The organism is Streptomyces sp. NPDC050416, from assembly GCF_044458845.1.
In the GTDB taxonomy this organism is placed as follows: Bacteria; Actinomycetota; Actinomycetes; order Streptomycetales; family Streptomycetaceae; genus Streptomyces.
In genome coordinates this window covers 449970-474217 of record NZ_JBITII010000001.1, presented here as the reverse complement: position 1 = coordinate 474217, position 24248 = coordinate 449970, and the positions used below count along the sequence as shown (strand labels likewise).

The following is a 24248-nucleotide window of genomic DNA, read 5'->3' as shown; positions in this document are numbered from 1 at the left end:
CCGCGGTCCGGGACCTCTCCTGACACCTCACTTCCGGTTTTGCCTGGCCGGGGTCATGATGGTGCGACTCGGCACATGAGCCGCCCCACCTGTGTCGGCATCGAAGTGAGTTCCTTGTGGTCGCCACCTTTCGTCGCCATTCGCTCGCGGGCGAGATGCTGGTGCTCCAGCTCGCCATCGTCGTGATGGTGCTGCTGGCGGTCGCCGCGGTCTCGCTCGCCCAGTCGCAGGCCACCTTCAACCGGGTCGAGGGACGCCGGGTGAGCGCGCTGGCCGAACAGCTGGCCGCCAACCCTCTGGTGCGCAGCCAGCTGGTGCGTAACGCGCCCGGGGAGACGCTCGCCCCGCTGGTGCTCGCCACGCAGGCGCAGTCCGCCGTGACCTCGGTGACGGTGGCCGACGCCTCGGGCCGGATCGTCAGCTCCACGAACCCGACGGTGGTCGGCGGGCGGCTGCCCGCCGAGCCGGGCGCCGACCAGGCGCGGGGCTGGTCGGGGCAGCTGACGCTGGACGGCAGCCGCGAACTGGCCGCCCAGGTCCCCGTCCTCGGGGCGACGGAGGAGAACCTCGGGCGGATCCTCGGCACGGTGATGATCGGCGAGGCCGACCCGACCGTCTGGCAGCGGCTCAGCGGCGCCTCCTCGTATCTGCTCGCCTATCTGGGCATCGCCAGCGGGCTCGGCGTGGCCGGCTCCTGGCTGCTCGCGCGGCGGGTGAAGCGGCAGACCCTCGGGCTGGAGCCGGGGGAGATCGCGGGACTCGCCGAGCACCGGGAGGCGATGCTGTACGGCATCGCCGAGGGCGTCGTCGCCCTGGACCCGCAGCACCGGCTCACCCTCGTCAACGACATGGGCCGCCGCCTGCTCGACCTGCCCGAGGACTGTGTCGGCCAGAGCCTGGACGGCCTGGGCATCGACGGACGGCTGCGCGACGTGCTGGCCGGCACCGCCGCGGGCCGGCGGGACGAGGTCGTCGTCCGCCACGGCCGGGTCCTGGTGATGAACCGGATGACCGTCACCAAGGACGGCCGGCTCCTCGGCTCGGTCACCACCCTGCGCGACCGCACCGAACTGGCCCGCCTGGAGCGGGAGATCGGCTCCTTCCGCAGCTCCTCGGAGCTGCTGCGGGCGCAGGCGCACGAGTTCGCCAACCAGCTGCACACCATCTCCGGGCTGATCCAGATCGGCGAGCAGGACGAAGTCGTGCGCTACATCCGCGCGTTGAACCAGCGCCGCCAGTCCCTGGACGTCACCCTCAGCCGCCGCGTCCGGGACACCGCGGTGGCCGCGCTGCTGATGGCGAAGGCGTCCCTCGCGGCCGAGCGGAAGGTCAGCCTGCGCATCTCGGACGACACCGCGCTGGAGCGGCTGGCCCCGGAGGACGCCGCCGACGTGGCGACCGTGGTGGGCAACCTCGTGGACAACGCCGTCGACGCCGCGGCGCACGCCGGTGAACGGTGGGTCGAGGTGGCGCTGCGGCAGGACGCCTCCAGCGTGGAGATCGCGGTACGCGACTCTGGGCCGGGCGTGGCTCCCGAACTGGCCCGCGAGGTGTTCTCCCACGGCTTCACCACCAAGGCCGCGCGCGAGGGCGAGCGCGGCATCGGACTGGCCCTGACCAAGCTGGTCTGCGAACGGCACGGGGGAGAGATCTCGGTGGCCAACACCCCCGACGGGGCCGTGTTCACCGCACGCATGACCGTCAGCCACCTTCCCGAAGCGGTGGCGGAAGGAGCGGCCCCATGACCGGAGCGGGCGACATGACCAGACCGGGCGACATGATCAGGGCGGGCGACATGGCCGGAGGGGACGACCCGACCGGAACAGGCGCCGAGGCGGGCACGATCGACGTCCTCGTGGTCGACGACGACTTCATGGTGGCCCGGGTTCACCGCGCGTATGTCGAACGTGTCCAGCCGTTCCGGGTCGTCGGCGTGGCGCACACCGGCGGACAGGCGATCGAGGCCGTGGACGAACTGCGCCCCGACCTCGTCCTGCTCGACCTGTATCTCCCCGACCTCTTCGGCCTGGACGTCATCCCCCGGCTGCGCACCGCGGGCCACGACTGCGACGTCATGGTCATCAGCGCCGCGCAGGAGACCGACACGGTCCGCGGCGCAGTCCGGCAGGGTGTCGTCGACTACCTGCTGAAACCCTTCGACTTCGAGGATCTGCGCCCCCGCCTGGAGCGCTACGCCGCGCAGCGGGGCCGGCTGCTCACGGCGGTGGTGCGAGGCCAGGCCGACATCGACCGGGTGCTGGCCGGAGCCGGCGTCCCCGCACCGGCCCCCGCGCTGCCCAAGGGCATGAGCGTGGAGACCGCCGAACTCGTCGAGCGGGCCCTGCGCGCGGCGGACGGCACCCTGTCCGCGTCCGAGTGCGCCGCGCTGACCGGCGTGTCCCGGGTGAGCGCCCGCCGCTACCTGGAGTACTTCCACGGCACCGGCAGCGCGGAGGTGTCCCTCCGCTACGGCGTCGCCGGCCGGCCCGAACGGCGGTACGCCTGGCGAGCGTGATCCCCTGGCTACCGCGCGCTGTCGGTCCTCTGCGTCGGGACGCCCGGCTTCTCCGATGCGTCCTCCGCGATCCGTACGGTGTACAGGCCGGGGCTCTGGTCATGCCATTGCCGGGGTTCCGGTTCGAGGGCCGTCGCGACGGTCAGGGGGAGCACCACGGCCCCGGTGAGGGCCAGGACCCAGCCGAGGACGGGGCTCAGGAGCGCGGCGGCGGTCCGGTGGTACGTGTCGTGGTAGGCCAACTGTCGTCCCGGTGATTCGACTCGACGTCATGTACTGCCCCCATGGGACTCACTGTCGCAGCCGCCGCCCGCCGACGGAATCTTGAAACTTGAAGTCGCACGCGTTCCACAGAAATTTCACAGCGACTCAGGGCTGGTTGGTCAAGTAGCCGCCCATGGCGGTGAAGTACTCGCTCGCGGGCAGCTCCCGGCCGTCCTCGGTCCGGACGCGTGTGATGGCCAGGCCGTGGTTGCGGCCGGTGCGGGCGTCGGCTCCGGCGACGATCACCACGCCCTCGCCCTCGCGGTAGAAGATGCGGCCGGGCGTGCCGCCGTACCGGCCCTCGGAGACGACGGCGGCCAGCACCTCCAGTCGCCTGCCCCTGTGGAAGGTGAAGGCGCTGGGGTACGGCTCGGACTGGGCGCGGACCAGCCGCTCCAGGTCCTCGGCCGGCCAGCTCCAGTCGATGCGGCTGTCCTCGATGGACCGCTTGTGGAAGAAGCTGGCCCGGGAGCGGTCCTGCTTGGTGAACTCCGTCTGCCCCGAGGCGATGAGGCCGAGCGCGCCGATGGTGACCGGGGCGATGAGGTCGACGGTCTTGTGGAACAGGTCGGTCGCCGTGTCGGCCGGCCCGACCGCCACCGCCTCCTGCCGCACGATGTCGCCGGCGTCGAGCTCGTCGTTCATCATGTGCGCGGTGACGCCCACTTCGGGCTCGCCGTTGATCAGCGCCCAGATCAGCGGCGAGAAGCCGGCGTACTTCGGCAGCAGCGAGTCGTGCACGTTCAGCGTGCCGTGGCGCGGCAGGTCGAAGATGCGCGGCGGGATCCACGTACGCCAGTTGTTGGCCACGATGATGTCCGGGTCGGCCTCCTTGAGGCGCTCGAACAGTTCGTCGTCAGGGCGGTTGCGGATCACGACCGGTACGCCGTTCTCCTCGGCGAGGTCGGCGACCGAGTCGCTCCAGATCTTCTCGTAGGCGTGCTCGCTCTTGGGGTGCGTCACGACCAGGACCACGTCGTGCTCGGAATCCAGGAGGGCTTGGAGGGTGCGGTGGCCCCAGGTCTGGTAACCGAACATGACGACCCGCATGGGGTTCCTCCTCGAGGCAGGGAATGGCCATGGCCAGTAAAGCAAGGCTTACCTAAGTGGTCAACGGGGTTGATTTGCGGGCGTGTTGACGATCGGGTGCTCCTTGCGAGTCCGTTTTGTCTATGGACAGCCCTATGGGATGAGCTTAGCCTTACCTAAGTTTTGGGTGGTGCCTCTTTCGGCGTGCCCGACTTTCGTACGATGGGAGTGACATGGCACAGGCTCGTCCTGGCGACGCCCCTTTGATCCACGACCTCATTGGCATCGGCTTCGGGCCGTCCAACGTGGCCATGGCGATCGCGCTCAGCGAGCACAACGCGCGCGCCGGTGGGGAAGAGGCGGTCTCCGCGCACTTCTTCGAACAGCAGTCGCGCTTCGGCTGGCACCGAGGGATGCTCATCGACGACGCGACCATGCAGGTGTCCTTCCTCAAGGACCTGGTGACGCTCCGGAACCCGGCCAGCGAGTACAGCTTCCTGTGCTACCTGAAGAGCAAGGGACGGCTGATCGACTTCATCAACCACAAGAACCTCTTCCCGCTGCGGGTGGAGTTCCACGACTACTTCGAGTGGGCCGCGGGCCAGGTCGACGACATGGTCTCCTACGGCCACGAGGTCGTCGGCGTCATGCCCGTCCTGCGCGACGGTGCGGTGGAGTACCTGGACGTGACGGTCCGTTCGGGGGAGGGCCTGGAGGTCCACCGGGCCCGCAACCTCGTCCTCGGCACCGGCCTGCGTCCCCTCATGCCGGAGGGCGTGGAGCGCAGCGACCGCGTCTGGCACAACTCCGAACTGCTGGGCCGGGTCGACGCGTTGGAGGGCACCTCGCCGTCCCGGTTCGTCGTCGTGGGAGCGGGGCAGAGTGCCGCCGAGAACGTCGCCTACCTGCACCGGCGTTTCCCCGGGGCCGAGGTCTGCGCCGTCTTCTCCCGCTACGGCTACAGCCCCGCCGACGACAGCGCCTTCGCCAACCGGATCTTCGACCCCGAGGCCGTCGACGAGTTCTTCGCGGCGCCGAAGGACGTCAAACGCCGGCTGATGGACTACCACGGCAACACCAACTACTCCGTGGTGGACATCGACTTGATCGACGACCTGTACCGGCAGATGTACCAGGAGAAGGTCCTCGGCACCGAACGCCTGCGCTTCCTCAACGTATCCCGGCTCACCGGTGTCACGGAGGCACCGGACAAGGTCACGGCCGCCGTCACCTCCCTCGTCACCGGCGAGGAGACCTTCCTGGACGCCGACGTCGTGGTCTTCGCCACCGGCTACAGCCCCGCCGACCCGGTCGGTCTGCTCGGCGAGGTGGCCGACCGCTGCCTGCGTGACGACGAGGGCCGGGTCCGTGTCGAGCGCGACTACCGCATCGCGACGGAGCCGGACCTGCACTGCGGCATCTACCTCCAGGGCGGCACCGAGCACACGCACGGCATCACGTCGTCACTGCTGTCCAACACCGCCATCAGGGTCGGCGAGATCCTCGACTCGCTCCTCGACCGGAGCCGCAAGCCCGTCTCCGACGCCGCCCGGACGGTCGCCGACGGAACGGGCAGCACGGCGCGTTAGCTCCGCCGGCGAGGCCGTATTGCGTCTGCGGGCCGAACGTGGCTGGGCGCGCCGTTCCCCGCCCTCTTGGGGGCGCTGCCGTTCTCGTTGATCAAAGGGATAACGTACGTCGACATGGGCACGATCGCAGTGGAGCGCCCCGCATCCGAGGTCACAACTCAGGCCCGTCGGCGACGAGTTGTGGGACTTGGCGCGCTGGTGCTGGTCCTCGTGGCCGCGGGGGCGTTGTCGTTGGCCGTCGGGGCGCGCGCGCTGAGCCCCGGCGAGGTGTGGCACGCGCTGTTCGCGGCGCCGGAGTCCGACCGGCGGCTCACCGAGATCAGGCTCATCGTCGAGACCGTGCGGGTGCCCCGGACGGTGCTCGCGATCGTGGCGGGCGTCGCCCTCGGGGTCGGCGGGGCGCTGATCCAGGGGTACACGCGCAACCCGATCGCCGACACGGGCCTGCTGGGCGTGAACTCCGGTGCCTCGTTCGCCGTCGTGACGGTGATCGCCGTGTTCGGGCTCTCCGACCCGTTCCAGTACCTCTGGTTCGCGTTCCTGGGGGCGGCGGTCGCCGGTGTCGTGGTGTTCGGGCTTGCGAGCATCGGCCGCGGTGCCGGGAACCCGCTGACGCTCGCCCTGGCCGGGCAGGGAGTCACGGTGTTCCTCGCGGCGATGACCACGGCGATCGCACTGTCGGACCAGAAGTCGCTGAACGCGCTGCGGTTCTGGAACGCGGGCTCCGTGGCCGGCGTCGGATTCGGCGTCATCTGGCCGGTGACCGGGTTCATCGCGGCCGGACTGGTGCTGGCCCTGATCACGCTGCCCGCCCTCAACCTGCTCAACCTGGGCGACGACGTGGCGCGCGGGCTCGGGGTGAACATCGCGCTGAGCCGGACCATCGGCATCACCGCCATCACCCTGCTGGCGGGCGCCGCGACGGCCGCCTGCGGGCCCATCGCGTTCCTCGGGCTCATGGTGGCCCACGTGGCCCGGTACCTGACCGGGCCCGACTACCGCTGGCTGGTGCCGTACGCGGGTCTGCTCGGGGCCGTCGTCCTCCTGGTCTGCGACATCGCGGGGCGTCTGGTGGTGCGGCCGAGCGAGCTGGACGCGGGGGTCGTCGTCGCCCTGCTGGGCGCCCCGTTCTTCGCGGCTCTGGTGTGGCGCGGAAAGTTCAAGAGCGCATGAACAGGACAGGCGTGAAGCCGTCGGTGACGCCGGGCGTGCGGCTCGGCCGGGTGTCGTTCGTGTGGCGGCCGTGGATCGTGTGCGTCTCGCTGCTGCTCGCGGCGGCGACGTTCCTGGTGTTCTGTCTGTCCATCGGCGTCGGGGACTTCCCCATCGGACTGCCCCAGGTGATCGCCACGCTCTTCGGCCGGGGCGAGCGGGTCGACGAGTTCGTCATCATGGACCTGCGGATGCCGCGGGCCCTGGCCGGGCTCGTCGTGGGCATCGCGCTGGGGGTGTCCGGAGCGCTCACGCAGTCCATCGCCCGCAACCCGCTGGCCAGTCCGGATGTCCTCGGGATCACCAACGGCGCGAGCGCCGTCGCGGTGTTCCTGGTGACGGTGTCGGGCGGGACGGCCGCGGCGGTCGTCGACTCCGTGGGCCTGTCGGCGGCGGCGCTCATGGGCGGTCTCGGCACGGGCCTGCTGGTGTACTTCCTCGCCTGGCGGCGCGGCATCGACGGCCTGCGGCTCATCCTCATCGGCATCTCGGTGAGCGCCGTGATGGAGGCCCTCACGACCTGGCTGCTGGTCAGGGCCGACATCAGGGACGTCGCCCAGGCCCAGGCATGGCTGGTCGGTTCGCTGGACGACCGGTCGTGGGACGAGGTCCAGGTGGCCCTGTGGGGCACGCTCGTCCTCCTGGTCGTCGTGGCGGGCGCCGCGTTCCAGTTCAAGCCGATGCACCTCGGTGACGACGTCGCCGCGGGCCTGGGCGTCCGTTACTCGGCCGTGCGGGCGGTCCTCCTGCTGTGCGCGGTGTTGCTGGCCGGCGTGGCGGTGAGCGCGGCGGGCCCGGTCCCGTTCGTGGCGCTGGTGGCCCCGCAGGTGGCGATGCGTCTGGCGCGCTGCCCGACGCCGCCCGTGGTGGCCTCCGCGCTGGTCGGCGCACTGCTGCTGACCGGCTCGGACCTGGTCGCCCGCACGGCTCTGCCCGTCAGTCTCCCGGTCGGCGTGGTCACCGCGGCGATCGGCGGCCCCTTCCTCGTCTATCTGCTGGTACGGGCGAACCGCAGATAGCTGGTACAAAGTCAGGCGAGCCTAAGTAAGGGGGCCTTGTGGTCACTCAGTCCGTCACCGGGGTCGAGTCGAAGTCCGATGAAGCCGCCTCACGGCTGGCAGCCAGGGGCGTCACGGTCGGCTACGGCGCCCGGACCGTCATCGACGATCTCGACGTGGCGATACCCCCGGGCGTGATCACCACCATCATTGGCCCCAACGGCTGCGGAAAATCGACCCTGTTGCGCACCCTGTCCCGGCTGCTCAAGCCGTCCAAGGGGACGGTCGTGCTGGACGGCGACGACATCGCCCGGCTCCGGACCAGGGACGTGGCGAGGAAACTCGGCCTGCTCCCGCAGGCGCCGGTCGCGCCCGAGGGGCTGACGGTGGCCGACCTGGTCGCCAGGGGCCGCCATCCGCACCAGAGCTGGCTGCGGCAGTGGTCCTCGGACGACGCCGACGTCGTGGAACGCGCGCTGGCCATGACCGGGGTGTCCGACCTGGCCGACCGCCCGGTCGACGCGCTGTCCGGCGGACAGCGGCAGCGCGTCTGGATCTCGATGACCCTGGCCCAGGGCACCGATCTGCTCCTGCTGGACGAGCCGACCACCTATCTCGACCTGGCGCACGCGATGGACGTGCTCGATCTGGTCGACGATCTGCACGAGTCGGGATGCACCGTGGTGATGGTGCTGCACGACCTCAACCTGGCTGCGCGCTACAGCGACAACCTCATCGTGATGAGGGAGGGGTCGATCCTGGCGCAGGGGCATCCCCGTGACGTGCTGACCGCCGAGCTGCTGCAAGAGGCGTTCGGACTGCACGCCAAGATCATCGACGATCCGGTGGGGGACCGGCCGCTCATCGTCCCGATCGGTCGCACGCATGTCCAACTCGACTAGTTCGCCAGAAAGTTACGCAAGTAAGGCTAGGCTAACCTTACCGCGTTGCGATACGGTTTGCATGCCCTTACCCGGGGGCGTACTGGACCGTGCGAAAAAGCAAGGGGATTGACGGATGCTCCTCCACAGAACGTCGCGCAGGAAGCCATGGCGGCGGGTCGCGGCACTGCTCTCCGTCGCCACGCTCGGCGTCGGCCTCCTCGCGGGGTGCGGCTCCGGATCCGACTCGGCGGACAAGGGCGGCGACACCACCTCGACCGCCGCGGCCGGCGCCTTCCCGGTCACCGTGGAGCACGCGTTCGGCACCACGAAGGTCACCGAGGCCCCGAAGCGGGTCGTCACGGTCGGCTACACCGACGACCAGAGCGTCCTGGCGTTCGGCATCAAGCCGGTCGGCATGACCGACCAGTACCCGAACCCGGCGGGCAAGAGCCCCGACATCAACACCCAGTGGCCCTGGGTGAAGGACAAGTGGGGCGACACCAAGCCCGAGGTCATCATGAAGAACGGTGACACCGGCCCCAACTACGAGAAGATCGCCGCCCTGCGCCCCGACCTGATCATCGCGGTCTACTCCGAGATCGACCAGGCCGGCTACGACAAGCTCTCCAAGATCGCGCCGACGGTGGCCCGCACCAAGGCCGAGAAGGAGCCGTTCAGCGCCCCCTGGCAGGACAACGCCCTGCACATCGCCAAGGCACTCGGCAAGGCCGAGGAGGGCGAGAGGATGGTGCAGGACATCCAGGGCAAGCTGGACACGGCCAAGAAGGCGCACCCCGGGTTCGCGAAGCAGAAGGCCGTCGTACTGTCCTGGTACGAGAACTCGGTCGCGCCGTTCACCTCCACCGATGTGCGCGGCCGGCTCGTGACGGGCATCGGCTTCCAGTACCAGACCGAGATCGACAAGGTCGCCGACGGCAGCTTCTACACCAAGCTCTCGCCCGAGCGCGTCGACATGGTCGACGTCGACCGCATCTTCGTCATCAACGACAAGGCCGACACGGCGGCCCTGAAGAAGTTCAAGCTGTTCGCCAACCTCGACGCCGTGAAGAAGGGCAACGTGTCCTACCTGCTGGACAGCGAGGGCCCGGCGGTCGGCGCGGCCATCTCCCAGGGCACCCTGCTGTCCATGCCGTACGCCGTCGACGAGCTCGTGAAGTCGGCGGCCGAGTAGCGATGCCGGTCACCCTGTCCCGTCCCCTGCCCGCCCGGGTCGCGGTGTGAGCGCGACCGCCACCCGCCCCGCCCCGGCGACGCTGCACACGGCGACCGGGCGCGAGGCGTCCCGATGGGTCGCGGCGCACTGCCGCGAGGTGCCCTGGCTGTCGGCGGCCACCGTGCTCACCACGGTGGCCGGCGCGGCGCTCCAGGTGCTGCCGGTCCTGCTGCTCGGCCGGGTGGTCGACGGCGTGGTCGAGGGCGAGTCGCGCTCGGTCCTCGTCACCATCGGGGTCTTGATCGGGGCCGCCGCGCTGCTCGGCGCGGCGGCCACCGCGGTGTCGACGTACCTGATCGGCCGGCTGGGCGCCGACCTGCTCGCGCGGCTGCGGGAAGGAGCCGTCCGGGCGGTGCTGGGGATGCCGAGCGCCCGCATCGAACAGGTCGGCCGGGGAGACGTGCTCTCCCGGGTCGGCGACGACGTGGCCGTCATCTCCAAGGGCATCCGAACGGCCATCCCCACGGTGTTCTCGGCCGGAGTGCTGGTCGCCATCGCCACGTTCGGCATGTTCGGCCTGGACTGGCGGCTCGGACTGGCGGGCGCCGGCGCGCTGCCCGCGTACGCGCTGGCCCTGCGCTGGTACCTCCCCCGCTCCGCGCCGCTCTACCGCAAGCAGCGCGTGGCCCAGGCCGACCGCGCGCAGGCGTTGATCAGCGGCTTGAACGGGATCGACACGGTCCGTGCGTACCGCCTGGAGGGCGCCTTCCGCGAGAAGGTCACCAGCGAGTCCTGGCGGGTGCGCGATCTCGGTATCGAGGTGTTCCGGTTCTTCGGCCGGTTCGTCGGCCGGGAGAACCGCGCCGAGTTCATCGGGCTGGTCCTGATCATCGTGGTGGGGTACGCCCTGCTGGAGGCCGACGCCGCCACCCTCGGCGAGGTGTCGGCGGCTCCGCTGCTGTTCCACCGGCTGTTCGGCCCGCTGGGCCTCATCATGTTCACCTTCGACGAGGCACAGAAGTCGGGCGCGAGCCTGACCCGGCTGGTCGGCGTGCTGGGGGAGGCCGGTGAGGGCCGGCTGGTGGGTGATCCGGCCGTCGCGCCGGCGGAGGCCGAGCCGCTGCCGGTGACGGTGCGGGGACTGACGTTCCGTTACCCCGGCGCCGAGGAACCGGTGCTGAGGGACGTCGATCTGACGATCCCGGCCGGGGGTTCGCTCGCGCTGGTGGGCGCGACGGGTGCGGGCAAGACGACCCTGGCCGCGCTGATCGCGGGCATCGCGACTCCCGAGGCCGGGTCGGTGCACATCGGCGCAACCGACCTGGCGGGTCTGGACGAGGCCGGAGCGCGAGCCCTGGTGAGCATCCTGACGCAGGAGACCCACGTGTTCTCCGGCCCGCTCGCCGACGACCTGCGGCTGTCCGCGCCCGGGGCGAGCGACGCCCAACTGACGGACGCACTGCGCACGGTCGGCGCCGACGCCTGGGTCCAGGCGCTGCCCGACGGGCTGAACACCAGGGTCGGCGAGGGCGGCGAGCGCCTCGACGTCACCAAGGTCGCCCAGATCGCCCTGGCCCGGCTGGTGCTGGCCCGCTCGCCCGTGGTGGTGCTCGACGAGTCCACCGCGGAGGCCGGCAGCGAGGGCGCCGCCGAGCTGGAACGCGCGGTCGTGGCCGCGTGCGCGGGCCGGACCACCCTGTTCGTGGCGCACCGGCTGACCCAGGCGATGGCGGCGGACCGGATCGCCGTGCTGGACGCGGGCCGCGTCGTCGAGCAGGGCACACACGACGAGTTGGTGGCTCTGGGCGGCCGGTACGCCCGGCTGTGGCAGGCATGGCGCGAGGGTAGTTAGGCAGGCCCGAGTCGGGCCGGGCTTGATTTCTGGTTTCCTTGAAAGGGTGCTGAGTCTTCGATGATGGAACCGAGCGCTCGTCTCGTACGACTTTCTCCCGCACGCCTGGCCGACGTACGCCGGCGGACCGGTGACCACTCCGACAGGACCATCACCGAAGCCTGCGCCATCGGGCTGTCGTACTGGACGACGGGCGAGAGCCCCGACGGCATCGACCTCACCCCCGGCACCCTGTTCGCCGACGTCCTCGGATGGGTCGACAACGGCGGGGCCGGACCCGATGACTGGGAGGTCGGCGCGGACGGCCGGAGCATCCGCGTGCCCGACGGCGTCTCGCCGGCCGAAGCACAGCTCGCGCTGGACGACCTGGCCGACTTCCCGGACCGGCCCCTCGGCACCATCGGCCCGGCCGGCGTGGCCGCGAGACTCGAACTCCTGGCCCGCTGGAACGACACCGGGGCCGGCCGGAGCCGCCCCACCATCGTCGAGATGTTCCACGAACAGGCGCGGAGCAGGCCGGACGCCGTCGCCATCGTGGACGAACGCCGCTCACTGACCTACCGTCAGGCAGCCGAGTTCTCCAACCAGTTGGCCCACCACCTGATCGAGCACGGCCTCGGCCACGAACAGGTCGTCGGCATCTCACTGGGCCGCTCCGCCGAGATGGTCGTCGGGCTGCTCGCCGTGCTCCAGGCGGGGTGCGCGTTCGTGCCGCTCGACCCGCAGTGGCCCGCCGCGCGCCGGGCCGTCGTCATCGAGGACGCCCGGGTCGCCGTACAGCTCAACGCCTCGGGCGAGCGCGACCCGGCCGAACCGCCGGCCGTGGCCGTCGACCTCGACGACTGGCGCCACGGTTCCCACCCCACCGAGGGGACCGGCGTCACCGTCCACGGCGACGCCCTCGCCTACGTGATCTTCACGTCCGGCTCCACCGGACGGCCCAAGGGCGCCATGATCCGGCACGAGGCGATCAGCGAGCGCCTGCTGTGGCAGGTGAACGAGATCCTGGGCTTCGGCCACGACGACGCCTCGCTGTTCAAGGCGCCGTTGTCCTTCGACATCTCCATCAACGAGATATTCCTGCCGCTGGTGTCCGGCGCCCGGCTCGTGGTGCTGCGCCCCGACGGCGAACGCGACCCGCACCACCTGCTGAGCGTCATCGCCGAACAGCGCGTCACCTTCACCTACTTGGTGTCGTCGATGCTGGACGTGCTGCTGGAGATCGCCGGCGACTCCGGCCGCCTGGACAGCCTCCGGCACGTGTGGTGCGGCGGCGAGGTGCTGACCCCGGAGCTGTACGAGCGGTTCCGCACCAAGCTCGACATCCCCATGTACCACGGCTACGGCCCGGCCGAGACGACCATCGGCGTCTCCCACGTCATCTACCGGGGAGAGGCGGAGCGCCTGTCGACCTCCATCGGCAAGGCCAACCCCAACACCCAGCTGTACGTCCTCGACGAGGAGCTGCGTCCGGTCCCCGTCGGCGTCGGCGGCGAACTGTACGTGGGCGGCTTCCTCCTGGGGCGCGGCTACGTCAACGCGCCCGGTCTGACGGCATCCCGGTTCGTCGCCAACCCCTTCGCGAACGACGGCTCCCGCCTCTACCGCACCGGCGACCTCGCCCGCTTCGCCCCGGACGGATCGCTCGACTTCCTCGGCCGCGCCGACAACCAGATCAAGATCCGCGGCATGCGGCTGGAGATCGAGGACGTCGAGGCCGGCCTCGCCGAGCACCCCGGCGTACGGCACACCTGCGTCGTCGCCCGGAAGAACACGGCGGGCGGCACGTACCTGGTGGGCTACGTCATCCCGGCCGCCGGCAGCGAGGACCTGCGGGCGGACGAGGTCAAGGCGTGGGCCGCCGAGCACATGGTCGAGTACATGGTGCCTGCCCACATCGTCGTCATGACGGAGTTCCCCCTCACCGCCAACGGCAAGCTCGACCGCAACGCCCTGCCGGAGCCCGTCATCGGCACCGGCACGCTCGTACGGCCCACCACCGACGACGAGCGCGCGGTGTGCGCGGCCGTCGCGTCCGTGCTGCGGCTCGAAGAGGTCGGCGTCGACCAGGACTTCTTCCAGCTCGGCGGCGACAGCATCCTGGCGATCTCGCTGCTGACCGCGCTGCGCGACGCGGGCCTCTACGTCACGGCACGGCAGATCTTCACCCACAGCACCGTGGGGGCCCTGGCCGCGGTCGCGAGCCGGGAGGACGTCTCCACGGTCGACCACCGCGATGTCGCGACCGGGTCCGTCGTGGGATCGCCGATCGTGCAGTGGCTCGGCGAGACCACCGACGCGATCGACGGCTTCGTGCAGTCCGTCGTGCTGAACACCCCGCCGAACCTGACCGCCGACGCCCTCGACGAGATCCTCACCGCCGTCGTCCGCAGGCACGACATGCTGCGCGCCAGGCTGGTGCGCGGAAGCCGCTGGAGCTTCGACATCCCGGAGCCCGACCGGGCCGTCGCCGGATGGCAGGGAAGCGACCGGCCGCTCGACGCGTGCGTCGCACTCGCCACCGACGCCCTGGACCCCGACAACGGCGTGATGCTGCGCGCCGTCTGGCGCCGCGCGGCCCGGCAGCTGGTCCTGGTCGCCCACCACGTGGTGATCGACGGCGTGTCCTGGCGGATCCTGATGGACGACCTGGCCACGGCCTGGCGGCAGTTCACCTCGGACACCCCGATCGAACTGCCCCCGGTCGGCACGTCCTTCCGGCGCTGGACGCAACTGCTGGAGCGCGCGGCGTTCGACGCGGACAGCTCCTACTACTGGCGCCCGCTGCTGGCAGCGGACCAACCGGTGGGCAGGCGCGCGCTGTCCGAAGCCGACACCGTCGCCACGGAGCGGCTGCGGACCGTCGCGGCCGGCCCGGAGGTCACGGCCGCGCTGCTGGGCGAGATCCCCGCGAAGTTCCACGCGGGCGTCAACGACGTCCTGCTGACCGGGCTCGCCGTCGCGCTCGCCCGCTGGCGCCGCGACCTGGGACAGGACCAGACCTTCGCGCACATCGAACTGGAGGGTCACGGCCGCGAAGCACAGTTCGTGGCGCCATCCGCCGGCTTCGAGCCCGAACTGTCACGGACCGTCGGCTGGTTCACCACCCTCTTCCCGGTGACCGTCGACCCCGGCCCCGCGGCCGACTTCACCTCACCCGCATACCTGACCGCCGCCCTCAAGGCCGTCAAGGAAGACCTCGCCCGGGTGCCGGACAACGGCGTCTCCTACGGTGCCCTGCGGTACCTGACCGACACCGAGTTCGACGCGCCCGCACCTCAGGTGCTCTTCAACTACCTGGGCCGCTTCGCCGCCGGCGAGCCCGGAGACTGGCAACTTGCGGAGACGACCGGTCAGTTGGGCGAGAAGCGCGATCCGCGGATGCGCCTGCCGCGCGCCCTGGAGTTCAACGCGATCGCCGAACCGTCCCCGACCGGCGATTACGACCTGGTCACCACCATCTCCTGGCCCGACGGCATGTTCACCGACGAGGACATCGCCACCATCGGCGGCTACTTCCGGGACGCCCTGGCCGGACTGGCCGCGCTCGACCCGCGGGGCGGCCACTCGCCCAGCGACTTCCCCCTGGTGCCGCTGACCCAGGCCGACGTCGACGCTCTGGACGGCCCGGCGCTGCGGGACATCCTGCCGCTGACGCCCTTGCAGGAGGGCCTGTACTTCCACTCCGTCTTCGACGACGACTCGGCCGGCGCCTACGTCGAACAGCAACTGCTCGCCCTGGACGGCGAGGTGGACGCCGACCGGCTCGCGGCGGCGGCCACCCGGCTGCTCGCGCTCTACCCGAACCTGGCCGCACGGTTCGTGGCCCTCGCCGACGGCCGCGTGGTCTCCGTACTGGAGAGCGGCGTCGAGGCGCCCTTCACGACCCTGGACCGCCCCGGCATTACCGACGCCGAGCTGCGCGACCTGGCCGAGCGGGACCGCCGCGCCGGATTCGACCTGGCGACGGGGCCGTTGATGCGGTACACCCTCGTCCGCGGCGGCCCGGGCCGGAACGTCCTCGTGCAGACCGTGCACCACATCATCGCCGACGGCTGGTCGGTGCCGCCGATGCTCCGCACGCTGCTCGCCGAGTACCACAAGCCCGGGACCGTGTACCCGATCGGCGGCTTCGCCGACTACGTACGCTGGCTCGCCGGACGCGACGCCGACGAGAGCGACCGGGTGTGGCGCGAGCAGCTCGCGGACCTGCCCGGCCCGTCGCTGGTCGCCGAGGGCCACACCCCGTCCGACCGGTTCGCCGACACCGCCGTGCGCCCGGACCAGGACATCGACGCGGCCGCCCGGTCGGCGGGCGTGCCGCTGAGTGTGGCCGTGCACAGCGCCTGGGCGGTGACGCTGGGCGGCATCCTGCACGGACAGGACGTGGTGTTCGGCTCCACGGTGTCCGGCCGCGACGCGGACGTCCCCGGCATCGAGGACATGGTGGGCCTGTTCATCAACACGATCCCCGTGCGCGCCCGTTGGACCGCCACCACCACAGCCCGGGACCTGCTCGCCTCGGTCCGGGAACACATGGGCGCGGTCCTGCCGCACCAGCACGTCTCACTCGCCAGGATCGGCCGCCAGACCGACGCAGGCTCCCTGTTCGACACCCTGGTGGTCTTCGACGTCGCGACCGACGTGGACGCACTGCGCCGTCCCGGCGACACCCTGGTCGTCACCGACCTCGTCAACGAGGGCGCACCCCACTACCCGTTGACCCTGGTCGTCGAACGCGCACTCGACGGCCGCCCGCTCTTCAACCTGATCTACGACGGCGAGCTGCTGCCGGAGACCACAGCCCAGGCGATCCTGCGCACGTTCACCTCCACCCTCACCGCCCTGCTCACCCGACCGGACACCCTGGTCGACGACGTGACCTCCGAGGGCGACCGGCGCCCCGCGCGCATCACGCCGACGACCCTGGGGAGCCTGTTCGACGCCGCAGCGCGACGCGACCCGGCCGCCACCGCCGTCACTCAATGCGGCCTCAACGGCGGCACCCGATCCCTGACCTACGGCGAACTGGCGGAAACAAAGAACGAATTGGCCTCGGCTCTGCGCGCTGCCGGCGTCGGCCCCGGCCGACGGGTCGCCGTCGCCGTCCCGCGGTCCGTCGAGCAGGTCGTCGCCCTGGTCGCCATCGTCACCGCGGGCGGCGCGTACGTACCGCTGGACCTGGCATACCCGGACGAACGGCTGGAGTACATCCTCGCCGACGCCGCCCCGCAGGTCGTCCTCGTGGACAGTGAGCAGCGTGACCGCTTCACGGAACTCCTGGCCCGTACGGGCGTACAGGCCCGCGTTCTTGTCCAGGGCGACGACCTTCCGCAGGCCACGATCGAGCCGGGCCCCGGGGCCGGTTGGCACGACCCCGCGTACGTGATCTACACGTCCGGATCGACCGGCCGGCCCAAGGGCGTCGTCGTCCCGCACTCCAGCGTGGTGACGCTGCTCGCCAACACCCAACCGGACATGGACTTCGGACCGCACGACGTCTGGGTCCAGTTCCACTCCTTCTCCTTCGACTTCGCGGTCTGGGAGCTGTGGGGAGCACTCGCGCACGGCGGTGAGCTGCTGGTGCCGGAGTACGGGCTGACCCGCTCCCCGGTCGACTTCCACCGGCTGGTCCGCGAGCGCGGGGTGACCGTGCTCAACCAGACGCCGTCCGCCTTCTACCAGTTCATCGAGGCAGACCGGCACGCCGACGAGCCCATGCCCGCCCTGCGCCGCGTCATCTTCGGCGGCGAGGCACTGGACCTCGGGCGGCTGCGCGGCTGGGTCGAGCGGCACGGCACCGGCTCGCCCGAGCTGGTCAACATGTACGGCATCACCGAGACCACCGTCCACGTCACCCACCGCGTGCTGACGGAGGAGGACTTCGGCCGCGGCGACGACGTCAGCCCGATCGGCGGCCCCATACCCGGCCTGATCACCCACCTCCTCGACGGCCGGCTCCGCCCGGTGCCGCCGGGCCGGGTCGGCGCCATCTACGTCGCCGGCGACCAGGTGTCGCTCGGCTACCTGGGCAGGCCCGGCCTCACCGCGGGCCGGTTCGTGGCGAACCCCTTCGCGGGCGACGGCTCCCGCATGTACCACACGGGCGACCTCGCCCGCCGCACCCTCGACGGCGAGCTGCAGTTCATCGGCCGCGCCGACGACCAGGTCCAGCTCAAGGGCTTCCGCATCGAGCTGGGCGAGGTCGAGACCGCGATCCGCGACCTCGACGGCGTGATAGACGTGGCCGTGACGGTAGCGGACAGCGGGGATCACCTGGTGGCGCACGTGGTGGGCCGGGTACCGGGGGACTTCGCCGAGCAACTGGCCGTGAAGCTGCCCGCGCACATGGTGCCTGGGCGGGTGCTCACGATCGACGCCCTGCCGCTGACGGTGAACGGCAAGCTGGATCGCAAGGCTTTGGCGGAGCGGGCATTTGGGGGCGCGGGGAACTGCGCGACCAGCCACGACGCACCCGCGGACGAAAACTCAGCTATAGCCGCAATCACGAAGATCTTCACAGAGACGCTGCCCGGCACGGAGGTGACCGCCGACACCGACTTCTTCCACGCGGGAGGCGACAGCATCATCGCCATCACGGTCGTGAACAGGGCCAGGACACTCGGCCTGCCCATAGCCCCCCGGGACGTGTTCCTGCACAAGACCCCCCGCGCGCTCGCCGAGCACCTGCCAACGCGCACACCACAAGCCACCGCCCCCACCCACCGCGAGGACGGCCCCCTCCCCCCGACGCCGATCATCCTGCGCCAACGCGACCTGGGCGGCTCACTCACCCGCTTCGCCCAGGCCAGAACGCTCGTGGTCCCGGACAGCTCCTTCGCCGATGTCGAACGCGCCGCGAACGCCGTAGTCGCCGCACACCCGGCCCTGCGACTGAGCCTCGGTACGGAACACGGAGTGTGGACCCTCCGCACCGAACCCGCCCGTGACATCACCGTCGTACGCCCGGACACCCCCGACGCCACGACCGCCGCGAACGACGCCGCCGGACGGCTCGACCCCGAGTCGGGCGAGGTCGTCGCCTTCGCGTGGCTGGAGGCGAGCCGGACCCTGGTCGTCACCGCGCACCACCTCGCCGTCGACTCGGTGTCCTGGCTGATCCTGCTGGACGACCTGGCCGCCGCCCTGCGCGGGCAAGCCCTGGCCGCTCCGACGACGTCGTACGCCGAGTACGCCGAAGCCCTGGCCCTCCGGTCCGCCCACGCGACCGACGACCTCGGGTACTGGCTCACCACGCTGCAGGCGCCCCCGCTGCTCCCCGCCGTCGAGGGACTGCGGGAGATCACGGTCGTCCTCCCGCCCGAAGCCACCGACCGCGTGACGCGCACCGCGCCCGCCGCACTCGGCGTCGGCCTCACGGAACTGCTGTGCGGCGCCCTGCGCACCGCACTGACCCACATCCAGCCCTCGCCCACCGACCTCGCGATCGACCTGGAGCGGCACGGCCGGGTCCCGGTGCTGGAACACCACGACTACACCCGTACGGTCGGCTGGTTCACCGCGATCGCACCCGTACGCCTCACCGCGCACACCGACCCCGTCGCGGCGGCCCGCGAGGTCGCCGAACGCCAGCCGGACGAGCGAGCCCACGTCGCCTACGGACAGCTCAGGTATCTCAACTCGCAGACGGCCCCGCTGCTCAACTCCGCCCACCCGCACGTGCTGTTCAACTACCTCGGCCGGGGCAGCGAGTCCCAGGCGGTGCACCTCACCGGCGGCGACCAGGGCAGCCCGTACGCCGTCGAGGTCAACGCCTGGCTCGACGAGACCACCGGCAGCCTGCACGCGGAGTTCACCCTCGCCGAGGGCATCCCCGACGAGATCACCGAGCACTGGCACCGCGCCCTCCAGCACATCGCGGACGCCGCCACGACAGCCGAGCGCACCGCACCGGTCACCCCGCTCCAGCGGGGCCTGTACTTCCAGGCCCAGATGGCGGGCTCGGCCGGGCACTACGTGGCGCAGAGCTGGTTCACGTTCGACCGGCGCCTGGACACCAGCGCGCTGGCCGAGGCGATGGCGTACGTGATCGCCCGTCACCCGGTGGTCGGCGCGGGCTTCACGACCGACACCGACGGCAACCCGGTCCAGGTCCTCAAGGCCGGCCGGCGCGTCGACGTCCGTACCATCGAGCTGGCGGCGGACACCGAGGTCGACGCCCTGCGGGCCCGGGACCGCGACACCGGGTTCGACCCGGGCGAACCGCCGCTGATCCGGCTGACCGTGGTGCGTCTGCCGGGCGACCGCGACGGCCTGCTGCTCAGCTACCACCTGCTGCTGTGGGACGGCTGGTCCCGCGAGATCGTGCTGCGGGACCTGTTCGACGCCTACGAGGCCGCCGTCGCGGGTCGGCCCCTCGACGCGGTTCCGGCCAGGCCGGGCTTCGAGGACTACGCCCGGTCGCTCGACGCCAGGGACTCCGCCGTCTCGGAGCGCTTCTGGGCGGAGCACCTGGCCGGACTGCCCGGCCCCACACTGCTCGCCGGACCGGCGCCGTCCTTCTCGGACGACCTGCCGCGCGCGCTCGTGCACACCCTGTCCGCCGAGCAGTCCGACCTGCTGCGGGAGGCGGCCAGGACGCACGGCGTCACGCTGAACTCCGTGCTGACCGGCGCGTTCGGCCTGCTCCTCGGCGCCCATACGGGCCGCGGGGACGCCGTGTTCGGCGTGACCGTCTCCGGCCGCGAGGGCGAGGGGCTGTCCGACATCGTCGGCGTGCTGCTCAACACCGTGCCGATGTGGACGCGGCCCCGGCCGGACGACACGGTCCGCGACTACCTCTCGGCCGTGCAGACGGCCAGGGTCGAGGCGATGGAGCACGAGCACCTGGGGCTCGGCGAGATCCAGCGGGCCAGTGGGCACGACACCCTGTTCGACAACCTGTTCGTGCTCCAGAACTTCCTGGACCTGGACGCCTTCGCCGAGATGCATGCCCGGCACGGCATCACCTCGGTGAAGGCCGACGACTCCACGCACTATCCGTTCACCTGGGTCGTCACGCCCGGCGACCGGCTCACCGTCAAGCTGGAGTACCGCGACCAGGACACCGCGGGCGCCCGCCGTCTCCTCGACGACTACCTGCGCGTGCTGGAGGACCTCGCCCGGTCGACCGGCCCCGTGGGCGCGCTGCGGGGCCTGGGGCCCGAGCCCGCGCGGGGCGAGCGTACGGACGTCGGCACGGACACCGTCGTCGACCGGTTCGACCAGGCGGCGGACCGCGCGCCGGAGCGGGTGGCGCTCGTCGCCCACGGTTCGACGATGACGTTCGCCGAACTCCGGGACCGCAGCCGCGCGGTGGCCGGCGTGCTCGCCCGGCGGGGCATCGGCCCCGAGACCAACGTGGGGCTCGCGATCCCGCGCTCCCTCGACTCGATCGTGGCGCTGTTCGCCGTGCTGCGGGTCGGCGCCGCGTACGTGCCGCTGGAACTGGACCACCCGGACGAGAGGATCGCCGCGATCGTCGAGGACGCCCGCCCGGAGGTGATCCTCACCTTGAGCGGCGTGTCACCCCGGCTGGTCTCGCTGGACGCCGACCTGATCGAGCTGGACCGCCCGCTGCCCGAGGCCGAGCCGTATGTGACGTTCACACCGGACGACCCCGACCGCCTGCGGCACCCCGCCTACACGATCTACACCTCGGGATCGACCGGCAAGCCCAAGGGCGTGGTGACCGAGTACGCCGGACTCACCAACATGCTGATCAACCATCAGCGCCGGATCTTCGAACCGGTGCTGGCCGAGCACGGCCACCGGATCTTCCGCATCGCGCACACCGTGTCGTTCGCGTTCGACATGTCCTGGGAGGAGCTGCTGTGGCTCGCCGACGGGCATGAAGTGCACATCTGCGACGAGGAGTTGCGCCGCGACGCCCCCCGGCTGGTCGAGTACTGCCTGGAGCACGGGATCGACGTCGTCAACGTGACCCCGACCTACGCCCAGCAGCTCGTGGCCGAGGGCCTGCTCGACGACCCGGACCGTCGGCCACCACTGGTGCTGCTCGGCGGGGAGGCCGTCACCCCGACACTGTGGCAGCGCCTCGCCGAGACCGAGGGAACAGTCGGCTACAACCTCTACGGACCCACCGAGTACACCATCAACACCCTCGGCGTCGGCACCTTCGAGTGCCAGGACCCGGTGGTGGGCGTCGCGATCGACAACACCGACGTCTACGTCCTCGACCCCTGGCTGCGCCCCCTGCCGGACGGCGTCCCCGGTGAGCTGTACGTGGCGGGCATCGGCATCGCGCGCGGCTACCTCGGGCAGCCCGCCCAGACCGCGCACCGCTTCGTCGCCTGTCCCTTCGGGGAACCCGGCGAGCGCATGTACCGCACCGGGGACCTGGTGGTACGCCGGCCCGACGGCAACCTGATGTACCTGGGCCGCACCGACCAGCAGGTCAAGATCCGCGGGCACCGCGTCGAACTCGGCGAGGTGGAGGCCGTGTTCACGGCGCACCCGGCGGTGCGGTTCGCCGCCGCGGTCGCCCAGCCCGACCCGCAGGTCGACGGTTCACATCGGCTGGCCGCCTACCTGGTGCTGGACGGGGCGGAGTTGGCGACGGTGGCGGCCGAAGTGGGCGCCGGACTGCCGGACTTCCTGCGCCCCACGCACTACGCCCAGGTCGACAGCATCCCGCTGACGGTGAACGGGAAGGCTGACACCAAGGCGCTGCCGGAGGCCAAGCCGCTGGGCGCGCTGACCACGGTGGGGGAGCGGGGCCCCACGACCGAGACCGAGACCGTGGTGTGCGAGTACTTCGCCGAGGCACTGGACCTGGACGACGACGAGGTGAGCGCGGTGAGCGACTTCGTGTCCCTCGGAGGACACTCCATGCTGGCGGTGCGGCTGACCGGGCTGCTCCGCCGCGAGTACGGTCCAGTGATCACGATCCGTGATCTGTTCACCCTGCGCACCCCGGAAGCGATTGCCCGCCACATCGATGACAACTCCTGACACGCAGCGGCCCCGTTCGGGGTCCGACATCCTCCGCACCGCCCTGCGCCGCAACGTCGGCGCCATGGCTAGCGGCACCTGCCTCATGGGCCTGTACCAGGCGGGCGAGACGGCCTTCCCCATCGCGCTCGGCCTGATCGTCGAGCACACGATGCGGGACCGCAGCCTCGGCGCGCTCGGCCTCTCGATCGCCGTCCTGGCCGTGATCATCACGACCGTGTCGCTGTCCTGGCGGTTCGGGATGCGCATCCTGCAGAAGGCCAACACGACGGAGGCGCACCGCTGGCGCGTCAAGGTCGCGGCCTGCGGGCTCCAGCCGGTGGCCAGGGACGTCGACCTCAAGTCCGGCGAGGTGCTGACCATCGCCACCGAGGACGCGGACCAGACCGCCGACATCATCGAGGTGGTGCCGCTGCTGATCAGCTCGCTGGTCGCGGTGGTGGTCGCGGCGGTCGCCCTCGGCCTGGCCGACATCCGGCTCGGCCTGCTGGTGATCGTGGGAACCGTCGCGATCCTGTCGTGTCTGAGCGTGCTGTCCAAGAAGATCGGCATCAGCACCCAGGAACAGCAGGCCCGGGTGGCACGGGCGGGCGCGAAGGTCGCCGACCTGATCACCGGCCTGCGCCCGCTGCACGGCTTCGGCGGCAACCACGCGGCGTTCCGGTCCTACCGGAAGGTCAGCACGGAGGCGAAGGTCCAGGCGATCACCGTTGCCAAGGTGAACGGCGCCTACGCGGGCACCGCCCTGGCCCTCAACGCGGTGCTCGCCGGCGCCGTGACGCTGCTGGCCGGCTGGCTGGCGTTCGACGGCCGGATCAGCATCGGCGAACTGGTCATGGCCGTGGGCCTGGCGCAGTTCATCATGGAACCGCTCAAACTGTTCTCGGAGATGCCGAAGTACGTGATGATGGCGCGCGCCTCGGCCGAGCGCATGGCACTGGTGCTGACCGCGCCGCCGGTGATGACGCCCGGATCCGAACGCCCGGCCGAGAGCGGGGACGTGGAGCTCGACTGCGTCCGGTACGGCACCCTGCGCAAGCTGAAGTTCCAGGTGTCAGCGGGGGAGTTCGTGGCGATCGCCGCCTACCAGCCGCGCGCGGCGGCCGATCTCGCGTCGATCCTGGCCGTGAACGTCCCGCCCGGCGCGTACGAGGGAGCGATGCGGATCGGCGGCCGGGACCTCGCGGACCTGTCGGTCGCGGCGGTCCGCGAGCACGTGCTGGTGAACCCCTACGACGCCGAGATCTTCGCGGGGACGCTCCGCTCGAACATCGACCCGTCCGGCACGAGCCGCATGGTCCCCGAGGCGGTCGAGGCGTCCATGCTGACCGACGTCGTCGCCCTGCACCGCGAAGGCCTCGACTACGCCGTCCGCGACCGCGGCGCCAACCTCTCCGGAGGACAGCGCCAACGACTCTCCCTGGCCCGCGCCCTGGCCGCCGACAGCGACGTGCTCGTCCTGCACGATCCGACGACGGCTGTCGACGCGGTCACGGAACAGCTCATCGCCCGCAACGTCGCGAAGCTGCGCCGGGGTCGCACCACCATCGTCCTCACCAGCAGCCCGGCCCTCCTGGACGCCGCCGACCGGGTCCTCGTCCTGGACGACGGGGTCGTCACGGCCGAGGACACGCACCGGAACTTGCTCGCGACGGACGAGAACTATTGCTCGGCGGTGGCTCGTTGACGCGCTCCTTCAGGGGCGCGGGGCTGTTTCGATTCGCGGCTCCGCCGCGCGGGCGCGACCAGCCCCCACC

At 71.2% G+C, this 24248-nt stretch carries 12 protein-coding genes; 10 read left to right on the top strand and 2 right to left on the bottom strand.

Annotation, left to right across the window (positions count from 1 at the left end):
• Positions 1-116: 116 nt before the first annotated feature.
• Complete coding sequence (locus ACIBL4_RS02170; RefSeq protein ID WP_399405592.1) at positions 117-1745, top strand: ATP-binding protein; 1629 nt, start codon at positions 117-119, stop codon at positions 1743-1745.
• A gap of 50 nt (positions 1746-1795) precedes the next feature.
• Positions 1796-2515 carry a response regulator gene (locus tag ACIBL4_RS02165; protein WP_399406532.1) on the top strand — a complete coding sequence of 240 codons (720 nt, stop codon included), beginning with the start codon at positions 1796-1798 and terminating at the stop codon, positions 2513-2515.
• A gap of 8 nt (positions 2516-2523) precedes the next feature.
• Here ACIBL4_RS02165 and ACIBL4_RS02160 read toward each other — a convergent pair whose 3' ends face one another.
• Both ACIBL4_RS02160 and ACIBL4_RS02155 read right to left on the bottom strand, forming a co-directional pair.
• Positions 2524-2757: a hypothetical protein gene (locus ACIBL4_RS02160; RefSeq protein ID WP_399405590.1), complete on the bottom strand. Its 234-nt coding sequence runs from the start codon at positions 2755-2757 to the stop codon at positions 2524-2526.
• A 127-nt stretch (positions 2758-2884) separates the two neighbouring features.
• Positions 2885-3829 carry a methionyl-tRNA formyltransferase gene (locus ACIBL4_RS02155; protein ID WP_399405588.1) on the bottom strand — a complete coding sequence of 315 codons (945 nt, stop codon included), beginning with the start codon at positions 3827-3829 and terminating at the stop codon, positions 2885-2887.
• Between the two features lie 212 nt (positions 3830-4041).
• Between ACIBL4_RS02155 and ACIBL4_RS02150 the strand changes: the two genes are divergently transcribed.
• The 8 genes from ACIBL4_RS02150 to ACIBL4_RS02115 all read left to right on the top strand — a co-directional run bounded on the left by ACIBL4_RS02150 (position 4042) and on the right by ACIBL4_RS02115 (position 24178).
• Positions 4042-5397, top strand: a complete 1356-nt coding sequence (locus ACIBL4_RS02150; protein WP_399405586.1) for a lysine N(6)-hydroxylase/L-ornithine N(5)-oxygenase family protein — start codon at positions 4042-4044, stop codon at positions 5395-5397.
• Between the two features lie 114 nt (positions 5398-5511).
• Positions 5512-6570: a FecCD family ABC transporter permease gene (locus ACIBL4_RS02145; RefSeq protein ID WP_399405584.1), complete on the top strand. Its 1059-nt coding sequence runs from the start codon at positions 5512-5514 to the stop codon at positions 6568-6570.
• Positions 6567-7628, top strand: coding sequence for a FecCD family ABC transporter permease (locus ACIBL4_RS02140; protein ID WP_399405582.1), 1062 nt, complete (start codon positions 6567-6569; stop codon positions 7626-7628). Before ACIBL4_RS02145 ends, ACIBL4_RS02140 begins: the two co-directional genes overlap by 4 nt.
• A gap of 38 nt (positions 7629-7666) precedes the next feature.
• A complete protein-coding gene (locus ACIBL4_RS02135) occupies positions 7667-8509 on the top strand; it encodes an ABC transporter ATP-binding protein (RefSeq protein WP_399405580.1) in 843 nt (280 codons plus the stop codon).
• A gap of 115 nt (positions 8510-8624) precedes the next feature.
• Complete coding sequence (locus ACIBL4_RS02130) at positions 8625-9683, top strand: iron-siderophore ABC transporter substrate-binding protein (RefSeq protein WP_399405578.1); 1059 nt, start codon at positions 8625-8627, stop codon at positions 9681-9683.
• Positions 9684-9729: 46 nt separating this feature from the next.
• Entirely contained in the window at positions 9730-11517 is a 1788-nt protein-coding gene (locus ACIBL4_RS02125; protein WP_399405576.1) for an ABC transporter ATP-binding protein, read from the top strand.
• Positions 11518-11577: 60 nt separating this feature from the next.
• Complete coding sequence (locus ACIBL4_RS02120; protein ID WP_399405574.1) at positions 11578-22491, top strand: amino acid adenylation domain-containing protein; 10914 nt, start codon at positions 11578-11580, stop codon at positions 22489-22491.
• Entirely contained in the window at positions 22478-24178 is a 1701-nt protein-coding gene (locus tag ACIBL4_RS02115; protein ID WP_399405572.1) for an ABC transporter ATP-binding protein, read from the top strand. Before ACIBL4_RS02120 ends, ACIBL4_RS02115 begins: the two co-directional genes overlap by 14 nt.
• Positions 24179-24248: the final 70 nt, after the last annotated feature.